Source organism: Streptococcus sp. 1F3, from assembly GCF_054968985.1.
Genome location: NZ_JBUEQR010000035.1, coordinates 22,025 through 42,012 on the forward strand (window position 1 = coordinate 22,025; position 19,988 = coordinate 42,012).

The following is a 19,988-nucleotide window of genomic DNA, read 5'->3' on the forward strand; positions in this document are numbered from 1 at the left end:
GCCTACCTAGGAAAAGCTATCTTTCATTAATTATTTTTTAAGAATTCTTATAATCCTATTATAAATGGAAAAGGTGAACTAAAGTTTCATGTTTTTACAGGGCATTGAGGGCTGACAATAGGCAATTTTGAAAAAATAAAAAAGAGCCTTTTTAGGCTCACGGTGTTTTAATCTACATCATCTAAAATACTATAATCAAATTTTTCAGAATAAAGTGAAGTGTGTAATGCTCCAGATTGTTTTTCTAATTGATACAAACTATATAGTCGTATATTCTCTTTATCATTATCGGATAAAAGAGTCTCTAGAAGTGTTAGAAATTTTTGCGAACTAAAATGATTGATAAATAATTTATCCTTTAATACGAGCATAGGCCGTATTTCTCCCTCATTGCTTGCCTCTCGAAATCTTGAAATGATAGTATCTTCGAAATATGTGAGAAGTTCTTTGCTGCTATCCAAACAAAAATTGTCAAATGCTGTATAAAAGGCAACATAGAATTCAATATCACTATCTAAACTCTCTGATATAGATAACCAAGTATTTGAAAAAATACTTTCTTCATTGAATAACTGTTGGATTAAGAGAGTATGGTAATTGTCTAAAGTCCTTTTGAAGAGTTTTTCAAAATAGAGTTTTAAGAAGTTGTGATTTTTACATAGTAACAATATCAGTATATTACTTACTTTCTGTATTTCTCTATTCTTAGGAACTGTTACTGTCCAAAAATTTAATAAGTTTGATGGTAGTTTTGCAAATTTACGATTTTTATGAAGTTTTTCTAATTCTTCGTGTGAGAAAAGAGTTCCATTGACTAAAATACTATACAGAATAATTCTAATTAGATAGAGTTTATCATCGTCATTGCCAAATACAATTTCACTATATTCCTCCTGATAAATATGTGCTAATGTATCCAAATCATTCAGACTTATTGAATCGTTAGCGCCATTGATTATTTGGGATAGCTTTGGTTCTTTCCAGTAGTATTCCTCTCGGTCTAGCTTAGCAATTAGTTCTTTATTGTTTTTGTAGTTTGAGGAGATATATGTTTTAAGTCGTCTTCCAATATTGGCATTTAGAAATTGTTTGATATTCATAATTGAGCTCCTTTCTAAAAAGACTCCTCTACATATTATGAGAAGTCTTATTTATGTAATGATTGTTGTTGGTGGTTCTATTCTTTTGTGTATTGTGGATAAGAAGTGAACTTATAGAAAAAGTTTGTTGTTGATAACTCGATGCTATTATTTTTATAACTAATTTCTATTGTTGTAGTAGCCGTTTCGTTTATAATCCCCTCTGAATTCTGTCCGGTTTTTGTATAATTTAGAACCATTGGAAGCGAACTGGACAAATTGTTTCTTTGACCGACATAATCCTGATAGGTATTTATTTTATTCAAATCTAACGGAGTTCCAAAACTCGAAGTACTTTCTTCCATCAGCTTAGAGGTTAATTTTTCTATATCGAATTGATATGTTCCTGAAAAGGTAATATCATATGCCAAATAATCGGGATTTGGCATAATTTCTGTTATAGTAAATGTTCCATCCTCTTTAAACTCTAATTTGCTACCATCTTTCCAAGGAGTATCGAAGTGTCCACTGGTCCATTTACCTATAATTTGAGAATTTAAATCTTTAGTTATTTTTTCGCTGATTTTTTTTGTTTGCGTATCATTCGGTAAGCTTGAAGAAGTTGGGTTTTCGTTAGTATTTGTACTACTACTTGAAGCATCTTCAGATATTTCGGAGTTTTCCTCTATTTCTTTCTCTAATTTTTTCTGAGCTTCCCTATAATCATTTTGATTTTTAGTAAAGTTCTTTGAGGTGTTAGATACAAATTTTTCGCCGTCTAAAATAAGATTGCCTTCTGCAATTTCATAATTAAAAGTAAATTCGCCTTTTTCGTCGCTACTAACCGTGATCGTCTTGTCTTTTTTGTTAATTTTTCCAGATAAAGAAAATTTCTTCTCGGATAGCTGAGTAGTTAAAAGTCCGTCTAATTCATAATATTGAATAGACATAGTTACTGTGTTATTTTCTATCTTGATTGTAGTAAGTGTATCCGATGAGGAAAAAGCTGAAGCACTGCCATATGAATTATATGTACCATCTAATTTTTTACCACAACCTGCCAAAATAGCTGATATAGCAACTAATAATATTGATAATTTTATTAATCTAAATTTCATTGTTTAACTCCTGTATTGAATATTTGTTTTCAAGCGAGAAACTATTCTTTGCAATTTTAATTTTCTATGATTGTATTTGACTCACAAAATCTAGTTATTATTCATAATAATGCAATGTGGTAGAAATTGAGTAGTTATAGTTCTTCCCAATAACTACTTGCTTTCCATAGATTGTGACAATTGCATCTGTTTGATTGTAGTTATAGATAAATAGTCCGCTATAGATATATTTTTGTTTTTCATCAATTAATTGCAACAAATGTCCTGTCTCCCCGCCGTCGTTATTTGCATATGAGGAGGCTTCGTTCAAAATAGCTCTTATAAGATTATCTGCCAAGGCTTCAGGTGTTAACTCACTTCGACTAGATACTGTATGTTGTGGCTGCATTGATTCAATGCTGTTTAATCCAGAGGTAGCATCCAGTTGTTGTCTAATTTTGGAGTTGGAATGATTATTGTATAGATAATTATATATCACATGAGAAGCAAAACTACGTTTCATATCATCGGTCATACCGAGTTTTGAAAGAGAAGAGAGGCCGATAGAGGAGCGAAACTGATTTATGTTTTGAAGTAAGCGATCAGTAAAACGGTCATTGAGAGAAAGAAGGTTGGTTGTCAATGGGGTGGAGGCTAATTGTCTGTTTGAGTTGGCATAGCTATAGGTTCCATTAGATAGTTCAGTCACTAAACTTGTTTGATTAGTACTATCAAGTAGTGCTGAATAATGAGTATTTAATGAGCCGTAACTGCTATACGCATTTGCGTTGCGAACATCTGGTAAGGTAGCTAAGAATTCATCTGCCTTTTGCTTTATGTAACTAGGAGTTCTGGTGACAGTGGTTGAAGAAGCTGTACTTGTTGAGGTTAAACTACTGCTAGGCTTGGTTGTGCTTTGTGACGAACTGCTAGGCTTGGTCGTACTTTGCGACGAACTGCTAGGCTTGGTCGTACTTTGCGACGAACTGCTAGGCTTGGTCGTACTTTGCGACGAACTGCTAGGCTTGGTCGTACTTTGCGACGAACTGCTAGGCTTGGTCGTGCTTTGCGACGAACTACTAGGTTTGGTTGAACTTTGTGACGAACTACTAGGTTTGGTTGAACTTTGTGACGAACTACTAGGTTTGGTTGAACTTTGTGACGAACTACTAGGTTTGGTTGAACTTTGTGACGAACTGCTAGGCTTGGTCGTGCTTTGCGACGAACTACTAGGTTTGGTTGAACTTTGTGACGAACTACTAGGTTTGGTTGAACTTTGTGACGAACTGCTAGGCTTGGTCGTACTTTGTGACGAACTGCTAGGCTTGGTCGTACTTTGCGACGAACTGCTAGGCTTGGTCGTGCTTGGAGGTGTTACAGTGTCTGCCACACTATACCAAGCAATCCCTTCCTGCTTCCAGCCTCTCTGAGATAGTACTTGATACTCATTAAAATCTCTGGTAAATAGATGTTTCTGGATTCCGCTATGATATAAGCGATAAATTGGTTGACTTCCAAGAGAATAGAATGACGTCCCTTCTTGGCTCCACCCTCGCCTGCTTAATACTTGATACTCATTTTTATCTTTTGTATATAAGTGAACTTTTAATATAGGGTGGTAGAGGCGATAAACAGCTATGTTACCGACTTTAGCTGTATTCCAAGCGACACCGTCATAGTTCCAACCTCTAATTTGTAATACAATTACTTCATTTTCATCTACTGTGTACAAATGTACTTTTAATGCGGGGTTGTACATACGATGAACATGTATTTTTCCTGTTTGACTTTGAATTGGGAGCTTAACTGTATTGGCATTCGCTTCTTGATTAAGCCAAAACATTCCGCCAATAACAACAGTTATTGATAGAATTATACCCACCAATCTAAATTTTATGTTTTTCATACATCCCTCTTTCTTTAAGATAATTTCCCAATTTATATTTTATATGAAATCCTTGATTAGCGTTATTTTATCAAGGTTTACCAATAAAATCCATATCCTTACGTTCTAATTCTATTCCGTTTCTGCATCAATTTCGATATTTTTCAGTTTAGTATCTGGCTGGTCGAGTGTCAATGTCAGTTCACCATTGGTTTTGGTTGCCCAGACATATTCGCTATCAGAATTAAATGCAACTAGATATGTTGAATCATAAACTTCTTCAGTGATAAAGTTAATAAATCCACTAAAATATTTCTCAGAACTCATTGCTATGGTTTTTAATGGTTTAGACTCTAGGTAATCATCGTAGGTTAATCGTTTTTCTTTGAAAGCATATTCTCCAGAGAATACGAGGGCTTCAAATTTTAGATATTCAGTTTGTGTTTTGTTTCCAGAATCATCAGTGTACATTCCAATTGTGTAAGAGGTCGGAGATGGTTGCTGAAGTTCTTGGATAGCTTCTTCAGAGTTTTCAATGTTTTGAGCATAGGTGGTATAAGTATTTAGAATATCAGTAATACTTTCTGTAGATGCGCCATTTTCAATTGCATCAAACTTTTCTTGAATTGGTAGAGGGAACACTGTACCGGAAAGCTCTCCATACAAATCTTGTTCATTAGATGTATAACTTCTTACTTCTTCGATATGCTCTACAGTTGCCTTGATACCGCTTAGTTCGAGTTCTAGTTTATTTTCAACATATTGGGCATGCAATTCCTTAGCTTTTGCAATGATTTCATCATCACTAAGTGATTGTAAATCAGCGAAAGTTAGCTCCTCGATCGCATACGAAGTAATCTGTTGGTCTTCAATGACACTAATTCTATGTATATAAGTATCCTTGGAAAAATTATCATCTGAGAATTGGTAAAATATTTTTCGACCGCTTGAATTTATATAGTCTCCGAATGTCATTTCTCCAGAAATCTCCGTACTTTTTGATGAACCATTTGAGGTATCTTGTGTGTTGCCACATGCAGTCATAAAAAGTGTAGCTACGCACATTGAAATTGTTAGCAGTTTTTTCATGTTATTCTCCTTTTTCATATTTTTGATGTTGATGCCTAATTTGTGTTGTTTAACGATTAAATACTATCAGTAATTTTTTCATGATGCCCTCCTTAAATTTTAGACTATTATAACATATTGTGGATATAATCACAATATGAAATGATTCACAATCAGCTTATAATGGAGAGAAGAAAGGAGTTGATAGCCATTATAAGTTTTAGACCTTTGTGGAAGACTATGGAAGCTAAGAATGTTTCCCAGTATCGACTCCTGAAATCTGGAATAGACAATAAAACATTAGATAGTCTTAAGAAAAATAAAAATATTACTCTCCTTACACTTGAAAAGCTATGTGCTATACTTTCGTGTACTCCTAATGATATAATTGAATTTACAAATGACTCTACATAAAAAAGATTCAACCCTAAGAGCTGAATCTTTAAGTATTCAATAGGTCTATCAATCGTTAACTGTTTTGGTTCAAATTGGTTCAAATTGGTTCAAATGATAGGGAGAACAATCCCTCTCTGTCAATATTTATACAGTTTTGTTGATTAAAATGCTGCATATTCCTCCGTATTTACGGATAGAATTGTATAATATATCAGTGTATATTTCAGTAAACGTTAATATTCAGTTATATCAATGTTTTAAGGCACTCGCAGGGTTTTCCCTACGGGTGTTTTTTTGGTCTTTTTGTCAACTGTATTGGGTTGACAAAGAGACCAAATATGATGGAGATGTAGAATTTCTAGTGTAGAGATTGGGAACTAGCTTGGTTGCATTTACAGAGTTATACCTTTTATACCGTTTAGGTTTCAATAGTTGTCTCTAAATGAGATTTTTATACTCTATAAAAATCAAAAATAGTAGACTTGAAAATTTATAAAACTCAAACATGATAGTGTGCCCCATGTTGCTATCCATTAGTTATTTATAAATTGTTTCCTAATTTCCTAGAGTTTTAAAAAATGAGCAGTCGACTTTGTTTTCGGTGAATAATTGCTATTTTTGATTTTAAATGAGTATTACCTGGTACTAAATGTAAACGAAATCACTATAAAATAGTCGCTAGGGAGTCTAAGTATTGTATAGGCGGTTGGCTATGAACGTCGGATTAATTTGATGTTGCTGGAATAGTAGTGGGTTTGTTGAACAAAAATTCAGCTTTCTTCTCTCTCTTTTGACGAATTGCCAATATTCTGTCCAAGTATTGAACAGGCGGTAGGAAGCCATTACAATAAAAGTATGAAAGCGTTATACTTTATGAAAGTCATCATCAAATGTCAGAAAGTAGTTACCGATGCACTCAACTGATAATCTCAGTGAGTGTAAGGTAGAGTGTGCTTGTAGCACCCGTGGTTCTTAGGGGATGATTTTTTGGAGTATGGATATAAAGGAGGTTGAAATAACAGTGGTTCTACTATTGCTAGTAGAGCTACCTCAGGAGAGCGATTTTAGATCGTCTAAAGAAAGGATGCTTTAGTAACTGAGGCAAAAAACGCTTCTAATACTCAATAAACATCAAAAGTAGACTAGCTTTCACAATTAAGAATGGTGAAAGGTTGGAAATGAGAGTAGCACCGCTAAAATTTCCTTATAATCGAAGCCGAAGGTAGAACGAGCCTTCACCAAGGCAAGTTGACGAAGGAGCCTTTTGATTTTTAAAGAGTATAACCTTCTAGATGAAGGAGTGCAGTTACCTCTGTTGGGATATTGATGTTCTCTTTTCACCAGTTCTAAAAAGGATATAGGAAAGTAGTTGATGATCGATTGGGATTGAAACTTGAATCGCTTTCACCTAACGGATGAAGTAAAGAGAAGATATCCGGATTTGGTACATGATTAGGATAGTCATTTTAAAGCTATTGTAACATATGTTGTAGAACGTTCATCTCGAGCTAATTTTGGCTATTAGACCGGCAAGCTATTTCTTGTTTCAGCCGAGAATCACTCAGATGAGGGAAGGATGCAGAGGGTATTTTGTAGAAAAGAAAGGTTAAGTTATGAATAAGAAAAAATACTTGTTTTTAGGTATTCTGTTGTTGCTTATCAGTCTATGGGGAACTGGTCTAAGAGAGGGATCTGAGGCAGAAACGATACAAGAGTTACCCCCGACAGCAGTAGAAGCTTCGGCAACAGAAGATGGGGGCTCGACCGTGTATCTGTCAGATATTGAATGGGTTTCGGCTAGTCATGGAGATGTGACAGATAGCAAGACTGTCCAAAAAGACAGGCCCTTTACCAGTGGGAATGATGGTCAAGATACAAAAATTTCATTGGTACTAGCAGATGGTACAGTCCAGTCCTTTGATAAGGGCTTAGGAACAGTAGCTGCTTCCCCAGCTAGTATTGTCTATGATATTTCTGATGCTTTAGTTAGCAAGTTTTCAACTTATATCGGATTGGATAGGACTGCAAACCATCAAGATAGCAATCATGCTAAGCTGGATAGGGTTGACATCATTGTAGATGATCAGGTTCTGTATTCAACTAAGACAGACCATCCAGATGGTATCCTTTACGATACTCCAGCTATTAAGGTGGATCTTGCTATTCCTGAAGGGGCTAGAAATTTAGAATTGAGAGCTTATGCAGGGGAGCAAACGTGGGGAGATGAATTGGTTTTTGCAGGAGCATTCTTCGTTGCTAAAGGAAAATTTAAGAATCCACATGATTTTACTCCAGCGGAGAAACGCAGAGAGATTACGAATGATCATCCCTTACTCATGATGCCTCTTTATGCAAATGGTCCAGAGTTTGAAAAGGGAAATTATAGTTTTTGGGGAGATGATACCCTGTATGGAAAATGGGAATCTATTCCAGATGATCTGAAACCCTATGTTGTTATTCAGCTCCATCCAGATGATCTTCCTAAGCGAGAGGGAACGGCAGCACAATTCTATGAATACTTTTTGAAAAAAGCAAAGGAGTATGTGAATCCTAAGACGGGGCAGAATGAACCGATTCCAATCATACTAACAACCTATACAGCAGGCAATGTTTCACATTATACAGCGGCACACTGGCTAACCAATAATTGGATTGAGAATATGTATAGACAATATCCAAACCTTCAAGGTCTATTCTCGACTGAAAATTATTGGATTTGGAGCGAGGGGATTGAAAGCCGTGCAGCAGATTATTTAAGTCTATCTGCTAAATATGGTGGTTACTTTATTTGGTCGGAACAAAACAACCATGCTTCAATTGAGAAGGCGATGGGAACACAAGGGAAAACTAAATTTAAGGATACGTTAGACAAATATTGGCAAAACTTCATCTTCATGTATAAGAATACGCCAGCTGCTGAAGGGAATGATGCTCCGACGAGTAGTTATATGACAGGATTGTGGCTGTCAGATTATGCCTATCAATGGGGTGGGCTAATGGATACTTGGAAATGGTATGAAACAGGGAAATGGAAATTATTTGCTGAAGGAAATATTGGAAAGAGTCAAGGAGATCGGCAATGGTTGACTGAACCGGAAGCCATGCTTGGAGAAGAGGCTCTGGCTATTTATCTCAATGGAGGGAGTGTTTATAATTTCGAACATCCTTTTTACACCTACGGTGTCAAGGATTTAGAATCACCTCTGTTTACCAATGTCATTAAAGAATTTTTCCGTTATGTTATCGCAAACCCAGCTCCATCTAAAGAGGAAGTGCGAAATAGAACAAAGGTTATCTTAAGAGGAGATTTCTCAACCGTTAATAATGGGCGCTTTTTTGAGGGACTTCATACTGAAAAAGCTCAGAGTCCCCTCTATACAACAGGACGTTATGGAAATATTGCAGCTGTCCCATCAACGCTCAGTCAAGAAGATTTGAGAGAACGGTTTGGAGAGGGAGTGAGGATTTTGGATTTAAATTCACCTGAATTGGCGAATTTGGATGCAAAAAAACAATTCTTTGACTCCATTTATGAAAAGCAGTATGAGGGAGATATTTTTGGGCAAAAAATAGAGAATCGATGGTTTATCTATAATTATAAGTATAATGAAAATACAGCGCAGACAGGGACCTTTGATTTTAATGGAATTGGCACAACGATAACTCTTGAACCTCATAGTTTCTTGATAGGAGAAGTTACAGACAATACTATTCAGTTCAATTTAAACAATTACCGAACCAATAAAGATTCACTGTGGGAAGGTGCAGGGTCTGCTGGTGAGGCTAAAAATCTTCCTCAGCTTGGGAAAGTTGGTGCCTTGAATTGGGTGTATGAACGGTATATTCAAACAAATCCAGGAGGCGAAGCTCGGACAACGACAATTGTTTTGGAGAATGTAGTAGGGAAACCAAGTGTAGATGTTCTTTCTGGAACAGATCAATCTTATCAAACACCAGAAATAAGCTATGATAGTCTTAGTAAAAAGGCAACAATCACGATTAAAAACAATGGTTACTTGAACTTTAAAGTCACCCTTCCGAAAGCAGAGGGCGATAAAACTCCAGATGCAGCAAATACAGACAGTGATAGCGATGGTTATACAGATGATCAAGAAAAAGTAGTTGGTACAGATCCAAAAGATTCAAACAGTAAACCAACTGTAACAGTTGGCAATATGGATGCCAAAACGATTATTGAAAAGAAACCCATTGAAGCAATCGATGTTCCAGTAACCAATCTTCCAACTAATGCTACAGTTGAAGTGGCAGGGTTGCCAGATGGCTTGACCTATCACTTGGCTACTGGTCAGATAACTGGTACAGCAACAGTAGCAGACTGGGCTAAAGACGAAAAAGAACGCCAGTTTCTAGTTAAGATTGTAGTAAAAGATGCAAATGGAAACCCAGTTGCAGAAAAGGAAATAGCCCTTAAGGTTCAACGTGCTACAGATGATCAAGGAAAGATAGCTGCTACAGATCCAAACAACACAAATAGTAAGTTATCTGGCGCTACTGTGAGATCAACTTCAACAGCAGTACTGCCAAAAACAGGGACGGCAACTTCTAATTTGGGGGAGTCCGGCTTCATTGCACTCGGTTTGGTAGCTTTCTTAGCTCTTGGTAGGGCTAAAAAAGAGAAAGCATAAGCATTTGATTGAACATGACTTAAAAGTTTGGCTAGACTTAGTTAGAATAAGTGCTATGTGTCATCTAGTAACTTCTAATTTTTTGAAACATTTTAGAATTTGTTAAAGTCGCCGTTCATTGAAAAAAGACAGTCATTGCCACATGATGATACAGTGACTTATATATTGAAAAGTTCCAAAGTTTTGAATAGCTCTGGAACTTTTTTTGTTTATCGATATAAATATGTTTTTAAGACTCTGATATAGTTGTTTCGTTTACTTTTAGTACTAGGCAAGGAGCTGCAGGCTATACTGGAGTAGGGCAAAGTGAGTTCCAATCATCTAGAAGATGATTGGAAGTGGGAAATAAGGAAACGGAGTTTCCGCAGTCGTTGAAGGAATAAAAGTTAAACTAAATGAGTATAACCAGAAAAAAGTGGACACTCTGCCACTATAGGAAATACAATTTTAAGAGCTTGAGAATAGCTAGCATGACTCCGTCTGATCTATTCCCTTCAAAAAATCCCTTCAACACCACCAGAGGTTGGGCAAAAATAAGAAATGTGACGAGTGAACCGTTCCGGCGAAGATTTTTAGTCTGTGATTGGCTAGAGCCGAAACAGTTACCGATCTATTTTCTGAGCTTTTATACTCTTTCAAAATCAAAAGGATACTTGGTCAACTTGCCTTGGTGAAGGCTCGTTCTACCTTGGGCTTCGATTATAAGGAAATGAGCGGTGCTCTAATCTACTTTTGATTTCTATTGAGTATTAGTTCGTGTTTGCTCTTTCATTTTTTGTATTAGAGTATTTTTTATCAACTTTCTAGCCAATTCAGAAGCATTTATGGTAAAATGGCACTGAAGAATATTATTTGGGGGTGTTTATGAAAATAGAAAAATGGAAGCGTTTTTCTTTGCGAAAAATGTCAGTCGGGCTGGTGTCGGCTGCTATTGGGAGTGTTTGCCTGTCATTTCAGGCTAGTCCAGTGCTAGCGAGTGAGCAACCAACCTATAAAGTGCACTATCAGTATGTTAGTGAAGATGAGCTGACAGAAGAGGAAAAGCAACTTATTATCAAGGAATTACCAACATTAGAACAGCAAGAAGAGAGTACTTACTATTTAATCTATCGCCCAAATAAGGCTACTGTGGCAAATATATTGCCATCTACAGGAAGTGATTATTCTGTACTCCTATCTTCAGCGGCGCTATTGTTTATGGTAGTGGGGATTGCCATTGGTAAAAATACAAAGGGTAAAGTAACCTCTGTATTAGTAGTCACTGCTTTAGGAAGTTCTGTCATTTCGTCTAGTGCACTGGCTTTGTCTAGCCATGAACTAGCAACTTATAATCAAACACTTGCAGTGAAGGGCGAGGAAAACTTTCCAACACCGTTAGAGATTCCTAATTATCGTTATGTTGGCTATATAAAATCGGACCATTCACAAAAGATTGTACCTCCAGTATCAAAGGTTCAACAACAGGAGAATAAAGAGTCTGAACACGGTCAAGGAACTTCAAAAGTAGAGACGGTTTCATTTGATACCGTATATAAATCAGATGATACAATGCCCTATGGACAAATGAAGGAAGTGCAAGCCGGCCAAGATGGCGAAAAAGTGGTTGTCAAAGAGGCAACTAGCGATACTGTTATTCGTGAAACGGTCACAAAAGTAGCCGTCCCTCGCCTTGTCACAGTCGGCACCCAGCCTACTGTCATTACAGAAGTGGTGCCTTATAGCGAACGCCGTATCAATGATGATAGCCTAGAAGCCGGTCAAGAAGTGGTCGAGCAGGCAGGTCAAAATGGTAGCAGGACTACAACTATAACCTATAGCTTAGATCCTCAGACTGGGCAAGTGAGGCAAAATGCTCCAGTAGTGACCGAAGAGGCAGCGGTTGATCGGGTGGTTCGGGTAGGTAGTAAAGCCCAGGAAGTCGAAACTCGGATCGTCCTACCATTTGAGACGGTCTACTCGGCAGATGAAAGCTTGGCGCATGGTCAGACAATGGAAACCCAAGCCGGCCAAGATGGCGAAAAAGTGGTTGTCAAAGAGGCAACTAGCGATACTGTTATTCGTGAAACGGTCACAAAAGCAGCCGTCCCTCGCCTCGTCACAGTCGGCACCCAGCCTACTGTGACTACAGAAGTGGTGCCTTATAGTGAACGCCGTATCAATGATGACAGTCTAGAAGCCGGTCAAGAAGTGGTCGAACAGGCAGGTCAAAATGGTAGCAGGACTACAACCACAACCTATAGCTTAGATCCTCAGACTGGGCAAGTGACGCAAAATGCTCCAGTAGTGACCGAAGAGGCAGCGGTTGATCGGGTGGTTCGGGTTGGTAGTAAAGCCCAGGAAGTCGAAACTCGGATCGTCCTACCATTTGAGACGGTCTACTCGGCAGATGAAAGCTTGGCGCATGGTCAGACAATGGAAACCCAAGCCGGCCAAGATGGCGAAAAAGTGGTTGTCAAAGAGGCAACTAGCGATACTGTTGTTCGTGAAACTGTCACAAAAGTAGCCGTCCCTCGCCTTGTCACAGTCGGCACCCAGCCTACTGTGACTACAGAAGTGGTGCCTTATAGCGAACGCCGTATCAATGATGACAGTCTAGAAGCCGGTCAAGAAGTGGTCGAACAGGCAGGTCAAAATGGTAGCAGGACTACAACCACAACCTATAGCTTAGATCCTCAGACTGGGCAAGTGACTGCAAACAAACCGATAGTAGTCGTTCAGCCGGCAACGGAGCAAGTGATTAAAGTCGGTACCAAAGTAAAACAAAAACCGACGATAACTGTGCCAACCGTTACTAAAAATGAAGATCGCAAGTCTGTATCAATGACTTTTGCATTAAGTGATCCGAGTCAGGCCTATCATTCAGCGAAAGTAAAACTGTATAAAGGTGATGAGTTTATCCGTGATGTTGCGATTTCAGATATGAATACGCCACTGACGATTGGAAATTTAGAGTATTTTACACCTTATACGCTAAAGACCGAAGTAACTTATAATCTAGGAAATGGTGAACAGAGTGAAATTCAGCAATCGACTAATGTTGAATTGGAATACAAGAAAATTGAATTTAAAGATATTCGTGGTATTGAACTCTATAAAAAAGTTGGAGAAAGCTATCAGTTACAAAGTAGACCCCAGCTAACGGATAGTAACCTCCAAAGCCACTTTATTAAGGTGTTATCAACAAGCGGAAAGCCATTATGGCTACCGATTGCAAGCAGCAGTGAAGAAGAAAAAAATGGCATACCTGTCTACAAAATCCGTGTCGTTTTACCAGAATTGGTACAAGATGAGCAAGGAGAATATAAGGAAAATACGGTATTTTATCTTCCAAAGTCAGCCGGTACTTCCAATCAACTGAACCATTACCGAGTAGACTATACCACAGTACCGAATGCAGGGGCAGAACGTACAGTTGCCTACCACAATACGGAAAAATTATTACCCTTCTATAATAAAGAATATATTGTCCGTTTAGGTAATCAAATCTTGCCTTCGCAAAAATTGTATCAAACCAATTTACGTGATGTTGTGCCAATGGTCAATAATCAAATGATTATGGATATCCATGCTTCTAAAACGGCTATCAATCGATTGTTGTTGCACTACGATGATGATACAATCGAATATATGGATCTTGCCTATAAGGAAGATTTTAAAAACAACCGAATAGCAGAGTATACGATTGTAGGAACGCCCCTATTATATACACCAGAGGTATTAGTAGATGGGTATTCAGATGTTATTGACGCTCTGTTGCCAACCTTGTCAGCGATTGAATTAGATTCGCAAGGGGTTCGCCAAACCTTGAAGATTCAGGAGAATGATTCGACAAAATCAATTGAGGATTTGTATCTAGATAGTACTTTCAACATAGTCAAATCAAACTTGGCGAAAGAATTGAAAAAGGTACTGTCAACGGATGCGGCGATCAATGTCCCAGAAGGTGCTGTAAAAGAGGCTTTGATTGAAAAAATAAAAGCAAATGCAACTCCGTTTCTTTTAGGCTTGACCTACTTAAATAAGTGGTACAATATCAACTATGATACGATTAACGTCAAAGATTTGTCGGCTTATAAATTAGACTTCTTTGGAAATCAATCTGTATCTACGCTAGATCAGATCATTCGTTTAGGAAATGCAGGCTTTGATTTATTAAAAGCATCAAGTAACGTTCAAGCTTTCGACCGTGTCATTAGCACTTCCAAACCCAAAAAGACCTTGTTTGAGTATCTTGAGAACTACCGTCAGCTATTTTTACCAACCAAATCGAATAATGAATGGTTGAAAGAAAATAGTAAGGCTTATATTGTGGAAACGGCATCTAGCGTAGACGAAGCACGTCAAAAACAAGATGCAGCGTATGGTCAAAAGAATAACAGGTATTCTATAGGCGTTTATGATACGATAACGAGTGGCAAATGGTTTCATCGGAATATGTTATTGCCCCTATTAACATTGCCAGATGAGAGTGTCTTTGTTATTTCAAATATGGCAGGTATCTCATTTGGGGGCTATGAGCGTTATAAAAATGCGACATCATTGACTGGCGATGACTTTAAGGCTTATATGCGTGATCGTGTTGACACTGCTGCCATCTGGCAACGTGATTACTTTGATGTTTGGTATAAGATTTTAGACGATGCAGCAAAAGATAAGCTCTTTGCAACGATGTTGACCTATGATGGCTTTAATTATGTAGACAGTTCAGGAACACGCTCTTGGCGTACCTTGCATGATAAAGATGATTCCATTCAAGGTTTCTTTGGACCTGTTGGTCGCTATTATCCTAACAATGGTTCAGCAGCCTATGCAACAGGGGTTATCGTTCATTTTGTTGTCTATGGTGTGTTGGATAAGGCAGGGGCCCAAGTATTCACGCATGAAATGACTCATAATCTGGATGGGTCTGCCTTCTTTAATAATTTGTCTCGTCGAGAAGGACTTGGAGCAGAGCTGTTTGCTTTTGGATTATTAGAAACTCCTGAAAAAGGTTCGTCCATCCTTGGTATTAATACAATGTTTAAAGAGCCTGTCGATGATGCAAATCGCTATCATGTAGCTGATCCCCTAAGCCGTTATCAAAGTATGGCGGATGTTGATCAATATATTACAGGCATGTTTGATGTCATCTACACATTGGATTATTTAGAAGCAACTTCACTGTTAAAACAATCCAATGATGTAAAGAAAAAATGGCTACGTGTTATTGAAAATAAACACATTACAGATAGAGATGGTCAACAAACCCATGCGGCAAATAAAATCAGACGATTAAGCGATGATGAGGTGCAAGGATTGCAAACCTTAAATGATTTGGTCGATCACAATATCATCAATAGGCGCTCATACTATGATGAAGCAGAAATAGCTCGTAATAAGTACTACAGTATTCCAATGTTGTCACCAATCTATGCTGCTTTATCAAATGATAAGGGGGCTCCGGGTGATTTAATGTTTAAACGTATGGCATTTGAACTTTGGGCAGCTAAAGGTTATAAAAATGGATTCTTACCATATGTATCAAATCAATATGGCAAAGAAGCATTAGACAGTGGCAGTCGTACTTGGTCAAGTTGGTTTGGACGATATGTTGGACTGGTTACAGATGATCTGATATTTGAGAAAGTCTTTAACAGTGAGTATTCCTCATGGAGTGATTTTAAGAAGGCAATGTATGCAGAACGGATTGAAAAAGCCTCCTCCCTCAAACCAATTACGATTGAGTATGAATTAGGTGTGCCAAATTCAACCAAAGAAGTGACCATCACATCCGTTCAACAGTTGCAAGATTTAATGGATGCAGCAATGGCAAAAGATGTGTCGAATATTAATCGAGCAACAACTCATGTACCAGCTAGTTGGGTGAACGTATTAAAATCGAAAATTTATAAGGCTTATCTGCTTCAAACAGACGATTTTAAAACATCTATTTACAAATAGATTGTATCCTTTCTTAGGCTAGTCGTATTTCTTTTACAAGAGGGGATAAGAGTAGTCAACCAGATATTGGATGGCTGAGGTGGAGTCCTGGTCAGTGATAGAGGATACAGTAACATAACAAAAGAGGTCGGACTTTGTTGCCGACCTCTTTTACTTTATTGTCAACTTCTATCCTTTTTGATTGAGTATTATCTATTTTTGCTTTTCTTTGAGGAGTATGAATCGGTATCCATTTATGAATTAGAATTTACAGATAATTCAAAGAATGTTATAATAGTCACAAACAATGAAAGGGAGTAAGAGGGTGAGCCAAACTCAGAAAATATCACGGGAGAAGAAAAAATATTTATTGACAAGGCTGAAGGAGCAGATACGACCGAAAATGCCCTTGGTTTATCTAGCTGCTTTTTTGTCATGGGTTCAGTTTTTGGTTCGAATTTTGAGTTTTTATTGGATTAGCAAAGGGTTTGCAGCTTATATGGCAAAGGAAGCATTTAGTCTTAGGGATTTGGTTCTGCATTTGCTAGTTGTTAATCTGGCTGGTTTTACAGTGGCATTCTTTGCCAAGCGTTTGCAGGGGCTTGCTTCCCAGTTTGCTCGTGATGGACTGAAGAAATCTTTCTTTGAAGTCTTGATTGCCCAAGATGGTCAATTTGAGTCAGAGACAACAGCAGCAGATGTCTTTACAGTAGCCTCTCAAGGAATAGATAGTTTAGATACGTATTACTCTCATTATTTAAGCATGTCGCTTCGGACTTATTTGAATTGTACGACGATCTTACTCTTAGTGGCTTGGTTATTCCCACTGGGGAGCCTCATTTTTATAGTTGTACTGCCCTTGATTCCACTTTCCATTGTCCTCATGCAGAAGCGTTCACAGCGCATCATGAATCGATATTGGGCATCTTATATGGATGTTGGCAATCTCTTTTTAGATGATTTAAAAGGGTTAAATACCTTGTATGCCTATCAGGCAGATGCCTTGTATGAGAAAAGTTTCAATGAGCAGGCGGAAGAGTTTAGGGATGCGACCATGGAGTTACTAGGATTTCAACTGCAAGCAGTGGGCTATATGGATGCGGTCATGTATCTAGGAATTGCTCTATCGGGTTTTGTGGCGATTGATCAACTGGTGGTGGGACACCTAACCTTGTTCCAATTTATCTTTTTTATCTTGATTGCGACGGAGTTTTTTGCACCGATTCGCGAGCAGGGGTATGGCATGCACTTGGTTATGATGAATACTAAAATGGCAGACCGAATCTTTGGCTTTTTAGACCAGATAAAGGGGAAATCTGAAGAGGGAGTCACAGTTTTAGAGAATTTTGATCAAGTTTATCTAAGAAATGTCTCCTTTGCTTATGGTAAAAAGAAGGTCTTGCAAGGGCTTGATTGGGACATGTCAGCTGGGCATCTCTATGCAGTTGCGGGTATCTCAGGGCAAGGGAAAACGACCCTAGCCCAGTTGTTGATGAAGCGTTTGTGTCCTCAGCAAGGAGAGATTCTATTCGATGAGAGATCGCTTCATAGCCTTAGTCAAGCAGCTATAAACCAGCAGGTTCTCTATGTATCGAGTCAATCCTATCTTTTAAACCAGCCCCTCTATGAGAATCTAGCCATGGCATGTGATTGGACAAAAGATGAGCTTCTTATCTGGATGGACAAGCACGGCATTTTACAATTTATCCATGATTTGCCGGATGGTTTGGACACAATAGTGGGCGAAAATGGTCAGCATCTTTCTCCTGGTCAACGCCAACAGATTATCTGTGCTCGGGCAATCTTGGCTAAGCGTTCCTTATATATCTTTGATGAAATTACTTCCAGTGTAGATGCGGATAATGAAGGGCTTATCTATGACTTGCTTCAATTGGTGGCAGAGACTGCAATCGTTGTGATGATTACCCATAAGATGAAACAGGTTTATCTAGCAGACACAGTTCTTTTCCTAGCAGATCATCAAGCCTATGTAGGACCTGCGAGGGACTTATATGCCACGAACCCAGCCTTTCGTCAGTTAGTAGATATTCAAGCACAATTAGAGGAGGCCGTTTATGGATAAAGAGAGATACCCAACAGCAGTAGTGATTCCCCGTTTGATAAAGACGATGCAACATCTACTATTGTACATCGGTCTTGCAGTCTTCTTTGCAGTTATGGGCTTTGTAACAACTGTAGCCATTCCGACTCTTTTGGTGCAAGTGGCAGGGCAGGCTTTAGAAAGAGGAGCTAGACTGTCTTGGCTGTTGCTTTTAGCCCTGATCGTCCTTGCCTTATTACGGGGTGTCTTCCGATATGGAGAGCACTACTTTGGGCACTATGTCGCTTTTCATAGTCTAGCAGCCTTTCGGAAAATGATCTTTGCTAAATTACGCCGCTTAGCACCTGGCAAGCTAGATTGTCAAGATAGTGGAGTCTTGCTCAAGATGATAAGCGAGGATATTGAGGCCTTGGAAATCTTTTTTGCCCATACCTTGGCACCTATTTCTACGGGGATTTTGGTTGCGTTTCTCATGTTTGTCACCTTTGTCAGGTATGGGTGGGAATTGGCTGTTCTAGCCTTGATGACCTATGCCTTACTGGCTCTCATCTTGCCCAATCGATTTGCTAGGCGTCTGACCCCTATTTTACAGGCACAAAATCAGGAACGTAAAGCCTATGTAGCGACCTTTATACAGGGCTTAAAAGCGGTCAAGGACTTATTGCAATTCCGTCAACTGGAGGCGTATACTGAGGCTTTACAGGTACAAAGTCAGCAAGTCAATGTCAGGGAAAGACAAGTAGCCCAGACCTATTTTATGCAACAAGTCTATAGCTTTTCAGTGATTGGTTTTGGCACGACACTCTTTGCTTGGGAAACCCTTAGGCTAGTCCAAATGGAGCGTTTGAGGGTGTTTACAGGTCTATCGCTATTGGTGGCTTTTACCAGTTCCTTTGCTCCCTTTTTAGAGTTGAGTCGTTTGCCCTTAGGATTTAAACGGGCTATGAATGCTGGACGTAATATCTTTTCTCTACTAGATGAACCAGAAATGGAAAAGACAGGGGGACCTCTCTTGGAAACCATTGATAGGATTGAAATTTGTAATCTAACATTCGCCTATAAAGAGGATAGAAAAGTGGTATATGATGGACTATCTATTGACTTTACTAAGGGCGGGATTATTGGGATTACTGGTCCGTCAGGTGCTGGTAAATCAACCTTGATGAAATTGGTGATGCGTTGGTACGAATGGCAGGCTGGAAGCATTCAATTAAATAAACGAAATAGTCAGGCTTTACATCCTGCCCAGCTACAGGCTCACTTTGCTTATGTTCCTCAGATTCCTCAGATTTTTAACCAAAGTATTCGTGAAAATCTGCTACTAGGAAGAAGGGATATTTCAGACGAAGAAATTCTTATTCTGGCAGAGAGATGTCAGATGAAAGAACGAATTTTAGAGATGGCAGAGGGACTTGATACAATTATTGATGCAACCAGTTTTTCAGCTGGCGAAGCCCAGCGTCTGGAATTGATGCGTGCCCTATTGAAACAGGCAGACTGTTATATTTTTGATGAGCCAACGAGCAATTTGGATTCACTGAATGAAGCTCTCTTCCTCCAATTGGTGAAGCAGGAATGTAGGGGACTGGTCTTTCTTATCTCGCATAGGGGGAGTACCCTTGCTTGTTCAGAACGGATTTACCGAATTGAGGATGGTCTCGTAACTTAGGCGAAAGATAGACACGAGTGCTTATTCGTGGTATCATATACTCATTTAGTTTACCTTTTAATCCTTCAAGGATTATGGAAACTCCCTTTCCTTATTTCCAACTTCCAATCACCTTTTATACTCAATAAAAATCAAAAGTAGACTAGCTTTCACAATTAAGAATTGTG

General features: G+C 38.5%; 9 protein-coding genes. 5 read left to right on the plus strand and 4 right to left on the minus strand.

The window, feature by feature from the left end:
- Nucleotides 1-167: 167 nt before the first annotated feature.
- The 4 genes from ACVPON_RS02825 to ACVPON_RS02840 form a co-directional block, all read right to left on the minus strand.
- Nucleotides 168-1,100 (minus strand): hypothetical protein, encoded by a 933-nt coding sequence (locus tag ACVPON_RS02825; protein ID WP_462875979.1) that lies wholly within the window; start codon nucleotides 1,098-1,100, stop codon nucleotides 168-170.
- A 77-nt stretch (nucleotides 1,101-1,177) separates the two neighbouring features.
- Nucleotides 1,178-2,197, minus strand: a complete 1,020-nt coding sequence (locus ACVPON_RS02830) for a hypothetical protein (protein ID WP_462875981.1) — start codon at nucleotides 2,195-2,197, stop codon at nucleotides 1,178-1,180.
- Nucleotides 2,198-2,294: 97 nt separating this feature from the next.
- Nucleotides 2,295-4,082, minus strand: coding sequence for a hypothetical protein (locus ACVPON_RS02835; RefSeq protein WP_462875983.1), 1,788 nt, complete (start codon nucleotides 4,080-4,082; stop codon nucleotides 2,295-2,297).
- A 111-nt stretch (nucleotides 4,083-4,193) separates the two neighbouring features.
- Entirely contained in the window at nucleotides 4,194-5,150 is a 957-nt protein-coding gene (locus ACVPON_RS02840) for a hypothetical protein (RefSeq protein ID WP_462875985.1), read from the minus strand.
- A 219-nt stretch (nucleotides 5,151-5,369) separates the two neighbouring features.
- Here ACVPON_RS02840 and ACVPON_RS02845 point away from each other — a divergent pair, with 219 nt between their 5' ends.
- The 5 genes from ACVPON_RS02845 to ACVPON_RS02865 all read left to right on the plus strand — a co-directional run bounded on the left by ACVPON_RS02845 (nucleotide 5,370) and on the right by ACVPON_RS02865 (nucleotide 19,821).
- Nucleotides 5,370-5,543, plus strand: coding sequence for a helix-turn-helix domain-containing protein (locus ACVPON_RS02845; RefSeq protein ID WP_462875987.1), 174 nt, complete (start codon nucleotides 5,370-5,372; stop codon nucleotides 5,541-5,543).
- Between the two features lie 1,595 nt (nucleotides 5,544-7,138).
- Nucleotides 7,139-10,171, plus strand: coding sequence for a glycoside hydrolase family 98 domain-containing protein (locus ACVPON_RS02850; protein ID WP_462875989.1), 3,033 nt, complete (start codon nucleotides 7,139-7,141; stop codon nucleotides 10,169-10,171).
- A gap of 864 nt (nucleotides 10,172-11,035) precedes the next feature.
- Entirely contained in the window at nucleotides 11,036-16,111 is a 5,076-nt protein-coding gene (locus ACVPON_RS02855) for a ZmpA/ZmpB/ZmpC family metallo-endopeptidase (RefSeq protein WP_462875991.1), read from the plus strand.
- A gap of 286 nt (nucleotides 16,112-16,397) precedes the next feature.
- Nucleotides 16,398-18,173 carry an ABC transporter ATP-binding protein/permease gene (locus ACVPON_RS02860; RefSeq protein WP_462875993.1) on the plus strand — a complete coding sequence of 592 codons (1,776 nt, stop codon included), beginning with the start codon at nucleotides 16,398-16,400 and terminating at the stop codon, nucleotides 18,171-18,173.
- Entirely contained in the window at nucleotides 18,166-19,821 is a 1,656-nt protein-coding gene (locus ACVPON_RS02865; RefSeq protein WP_462875994.1) for an amino acid ABC transporter ATP-binding/permease protein, read from the plus strand. Before ACVPON_RS02860 ends, ACVPON_RS02865 begins: the two co-directional genes overlap by 8 nt.
- Nucleotides 19,822-19,988: the final 167 nt, after the last annotated feature.